A 2,775-nucleotide genomic window follows, 5' to 3' on the forward strand; every position below is an offset into this window, starting at 1 on the left:
GCTGGAGCGGCGGCCGGTTCCTTCCACAGCTTCTCCGTCGGACCGCCTGCCGTGACGTAGCGCCGGTTGAATTCGTCCATCGACATCGCCATAATGTGCGGCACCAGCGTCGCCTGCTTGTTGCGCAGCCGTTCCTTGCCGCCCGGATGCAGCACCATCAGCAGCAGCCGCAAATAGTAGTGCGTGAAGAGACTGAACAACCCCCTAGGCATAGCCAACACACTGAAGCCGAACGCTTCGGGCCCCCGATGCATCATGCTGACTCCGTACAGGCCCTTGACTTCCTCAAACTCCTTGCGGTCCTGCATATGCGCGGCCAGCTTGGGAAGCGCCTTGTCAACCTCACGGATCAGCTGAATCGCGGTTTGCAGCACGGAACGCGAATGGAGCATCACCTTGAGCAGCTTCGAGTTGTCGAAATGCAGCTCGATCACTTTATCCTTGTTTTCGATTGTCCGCCCGTCGTCAAGCACAAGCGTTTTCCCGTAATAAGGCCTGATCCGATAGTGAAAAATCGCCCCGTCGCCCACATCCACAATCCGGAACAGCACGTTGAAGCAGCGCTCCCAGGCCATCCACCCCGAAACCGCCATTCGCTTGAAAATCCCGAGCGTCCTTGTGTTTGCGCCGCCCGCCCGCTTATCCGCGCCGACGGCATTCTTTGCTTCATCCGTCACTGCAATCATCTCCTTGACGGTAACGAATCGGTAACCGCGATCCAGTCCCGCTTTCATATACGTCTCGAGCGCCTCCAGCATTTGGAGCGGCGCCTCCTCGTCCGCTCCGAACGTCGTGCCGCGATCGTGCAGCAGCACGATCTCGCCGGGCCGCAGCTTTTTCATCATTCGATCGGTCAGGCGCCCGGCTCCGAGACGGCTGCGCCAATCGCCGAACATGGCCGACCATAGTATAATTTGCAAATATCCGTGCTTCGAAAAATCAAACAGATTGACGATCCCCCACGGAGGGCGGTAATAGTTCGGGCGCTGCCCGGTTGCTTTCTTGATGATATCGGACGTCCGGTGAATCTGCTTCTTCACGGCACCCGGCCGCATTAGCCAATTCGTCTTGTGTACATAATTATGAATCCCCACGATATGCCCCTCGTCCTGCATGCGCGTGAGCAGCTCAGGGTGCTTCTCCGCATGGATCCCGACAACGAAAAACGTCGCTTTCGCTCCATACCGCGCAAGCAGGTCGAGCAGCAGCGGCGTATATCTGGGATCCGGTCCATCGTCGAACGTGAGTGCGATTTCGCATTCGGCCCGCCCGCGCTTAAAGACGCGGAAACCGAACGTTCGGCTGACGAAGCCAGGGAGAAACGCGTAAAAGGTCAATAGGTAAAAACCCCACAGCAGAATATTCTCCATCTATTGTTTCCCCACCATCCCGTAATCGCACGTCCACCTGGTGAACGCTCTCATGATGCTTTTCTCATTACTCAATTGTATCATAAGCTCATAAAAAATAGGCGTATTTTCTAAAACTATAGTACAATCGGATTAGATTGAAGGGAAGGGGAATCGGCATGCTTACGTTCTACAAAAAATATTGGCGCACCGCATTTGACATCGCGCTCATCGCTTTGACGGTCTGGCTGATCATGTTCACGTTCAGCTTACTGTACCGCATCGCCACTCCGGTTTTCCTGTCCTTTCTCATTTTTGCCTGTATCGAGCCGATCGCCAAGCGGCTGAACCGGATCGGCATGAAGAAATCGCTCGCCTCGGCCATCGCCGTGTTGTTCTTTACAATCGTCATTCTGGGCGCTTTTGTCGGTGCGGGCATTCTGGTCACGAGCGAAATTACGAATCTCATCGACAAGCTGGACGAGTACCAAATGATGCTCACGGCTCAGGCGACCGAAATCATGGAATGGGTGCAGGCTCAAATCAGCGCGGTGCCGCCCGATGTAGTGGCGAAATCGCAGGACATCATCAATTCGGTGACGAAGTGGGGCTCTAATACCGCGGCCGGGCTGCTCAGTTGGCTCGTCGGCTTTCTGTCCTCCTTCTCCGCGTTCGTCATCAACTTCGGGGTCGGCATCATCCTGGCTTACTTCCTGAGCGTCGAAATCGAGATGTGGAGAAAGACCGCCAAACTCAAAACGCCTAACACCTTCAAAAATGCGTTCTTCTTCCTGAAAGACAACGTGCTTGTCGGCATCGGCGGCTATTTGAAGTCGCAGCTCATCCTGATCTCGATCACCTTCGCGGTCGTGCTCGTCGCGCTGCTCGCGCTCAGGGTGAACAACGCGTTTACGATTGCCCTCCTGTCCGCGGTCGCCGACGTACTGCCGCTGCTCGGCGTAAGCACCGTGTTCATTCCTTGGATCATCTACCTGTTCGTTACGGGACAAACGGCGTTAGCCATATGGCTCTCCGTCATTCTCGGAGTCGTGCTGCTCACCCGGCAAATTCTCGAGCCGAAAATCACCGGCGATACGCTTGGCGTATCCGCCTATACGATGCTGGTGTTCATGATCGTCTCCCTGTCATTGTTCGGCGTCGCCGGCGTCATCCTGTCGCCGATACTAGTCATCCTGATCAAGGCACTTTATGACCAGGGCTACCTTCATCGGTGGATCAGGGCCCCCAAGGGGGAGTTCGATATCCGGACCGTTCCGCCGCCGGGACCGGCGGAGTAGCGACAATGCCTCCCATCCGTATTATGATCCGGAGCGGGAGGCATTTTCGTGCGCGGCAATAATATCCATAACGCCTCGAAACAGCGAGGTCGCCTGATTGGCGCTGCCGGCGGGCCGGTTCTCGGCCA

Annotated in this window: 2 protein-coding genes; one reads left to right on the forward strand and one right to left on the reverse strand. The window is 56.0% G+C overall.

Annotated features, from left to right (window positions below):
- The coding region (locus tag BG52_RS11800) for a polysaccharide deacetylase family protein (RefSeq protein WP_051602325.1) at nt 1-1,370 on the reverse strand (1,370 nt) is incomplete at its 3' end.
- A gap of 158 nt (nt 1,371-1,528) precedes the next feature.
- On the opposite strand from BG52_RS11800, the gene BG52_RS11805 reads away from it, so the two are divergent.
- Nucleotides 1,529-2,647: an AI-2E family transporter gene (locus BG52_RS11805; protein WP_036585356.1), complete on the forward strand. Its 1,119-nt coding sequence runs from the start codon at nt 1,529-1,531 to the stop codon at nt 2,645-2,647.
- Nucleotides 2,648-2,775: the final 128 nt, after the last annotated feature.

Source organism: Paenibacillus darwinianus, from assembly GCF_000598065.1.
Taxonomy (GTDB): Bacteria; Bacillota; Bacilli; order Paenibacillales; family Paenibacillaceae; genus Paenibacillus_I; species Paenibacillus_I darwinianus.

Excerpts from the sequence above, each read along its gene's own strand:
- BG52_RS11805 (WP_036585356.1), top strand. The coding sequence starts at position 1,529 with ATGCTTACGTTCTACAAAAAATATTGGCGCACCGCATTTGACATCGCG.